Origin of the sequence: Amycolatopsis sp. 3B14, from assembly GCF_050958625.1 — a bacterium.
Taxonomy (GTDB): Bacteria; Actinomycetota; Actinomycetes; order Mycobacteriales; family Pseudonocardiaceae; genus Amycolatopsis_E; species Amycolatopsis_E thermoflava.
Genome location: NZ_JBHZEN010000132.1, coordinates 1 through 1,069, shown reverse-complemented (window position 1 = coordinate 1,069; position 1,069 = coordinate 1). Strand labels below are relative to the sequence as shown.

The window sequence follows — 1,069 nt, the reverse complement described above, 5'->3', positions numbered from 1 at the left end:
CTGCGACCTAGAGATTAGAAGAATCTCGCGTCTGAGCGGTGTCGCTACCTGGGAAAACGCAGCTCGGGACCGAGCCTAAGAACTCAGTCTCTTGCTGTAGCCACTACGCCTATTCCACAGTGGACCAGGGACTGAATTGTGACACACACCATGCCCGGGCAGGTGCGCCGCGGCCGCCTCTCCCGCCCGCACGCGCCCGCCACCTTCACCCGCTGGCGGGTCTTGACTCTCATCCTGATCTTCCCCGCCACGTTCGTGGCGACCGGCCTGCTTGTCCAAGCTGGGGGGAACGCGTGGACGCTGCCCGGCGCCGCCGCGCCCGACTGGGCACCGGCCGGCGACAGCGCGGTGATCCGCTGCATCGGGGACTGCCGATGAGGCGCGCACTCGCCGCGGCCGCCGCGATCGCCGCCATCATCCTGATCACCGTCTTGTCCGGCTTCGGGCCGGACCCGGCCGCCCCGCGCTGCGAGATCCCCGGCCAGCAGCGAACGACCGTGGTGGAATGCGAGGCACGATGACTGACGCCTTCGGACCCGCGACTGACGCGGACCAGCGTGCAAGGCAGCGCCGGTGTCTGGTGGTGCTGAACGAGTTGCTCAAACTCGGCGTGAAGCGCGAACTGCCGCCGTTGAACTGGCACCTGCCGGAGTCCTTCACCCCCCTCGTTGGCACCGTTGGGGCGGTCGCGCCAGAGCACCATCCCCGGAACGTCTTCGACGCATGGCTGGCTGGACTCGCGCGCGACCCTCGTTCGGAGGGGAGGCCACTCCGGTTCCTCGGCACCGACGGGATGGTCTCGGACAGGACGACGGACGGTGGCGAAACGCAGTTGCTCGCGGCGTTCGGCTTTCGGGCAGCCAAGGACACGCGGCACGTCGACGTCGTCCTTCGGGCCAGCTGGTACGAGGCAGAGCTGGATCCGGTCACGCGTGCCTTGGCGAAGCCCGCTCGGAGCACCTGATGCGCCGCCTACCCCGCGCGGCCAGCGCCGCGCTCGACCTCGCCGTGGTAATCGCCGCGGCGCTGGCGCCCGCCCTGTTCCCGCGGCTGAACCCGCGGATGGGAG

General features: G+C 69.4%; 3 protein-coding genes. All 3 read left to right on the top strand.

The window, feature by feature from the left end:
- Window positions 1–138: 138 nt before the first annotated feature.
- The 3 genes from ACCP09_RS40095 to ACCP09_RS40085 are packed head-to-tail and all read left to right on the top strand — an operon-like array spanning window position 139 to window position 964.
- On the top strand, window positions 139–378 hold the full coding sequence (locus ACCP09_RS40095) for a hypothetical protein (protein ID WP_027934577.1): 240 nt from the start codon (window positions 139–141) through the stop codon (window positions 376–378).
- Complete coding sequence (locus ACCP09_RS40090) at window positions 375–521, top strand: hypothetical protein (RefSeq protein ID WP_433754324.1); 147 nt, start codon at window positions 375–377, stop codon at window positions 519–521. Before ACCP09_RS40095 ends, ACCP09_RS40090 begins: the two co-directional genes overlap by 4 nt.
- Window positions 518–964 carry a hypothetical protein gene (locus ACCP09_RS40085; RefSeq protein ID WP_433754322.1) on the top strand — a complete coding sequence of 149 codons (447 nt, stop codon included), beginning with the start codon at window positions 518–520 and terminating at the stop codon, window positions 962–964. The genes ACCP09_RS40090 and ACCP09_RS40085 overlap by 4 nt, the downstream gene beginning before the upstream one ends.
- The last annotated feature ends 105 nt before the right edge of the window (window positions 965–1,069 follow it).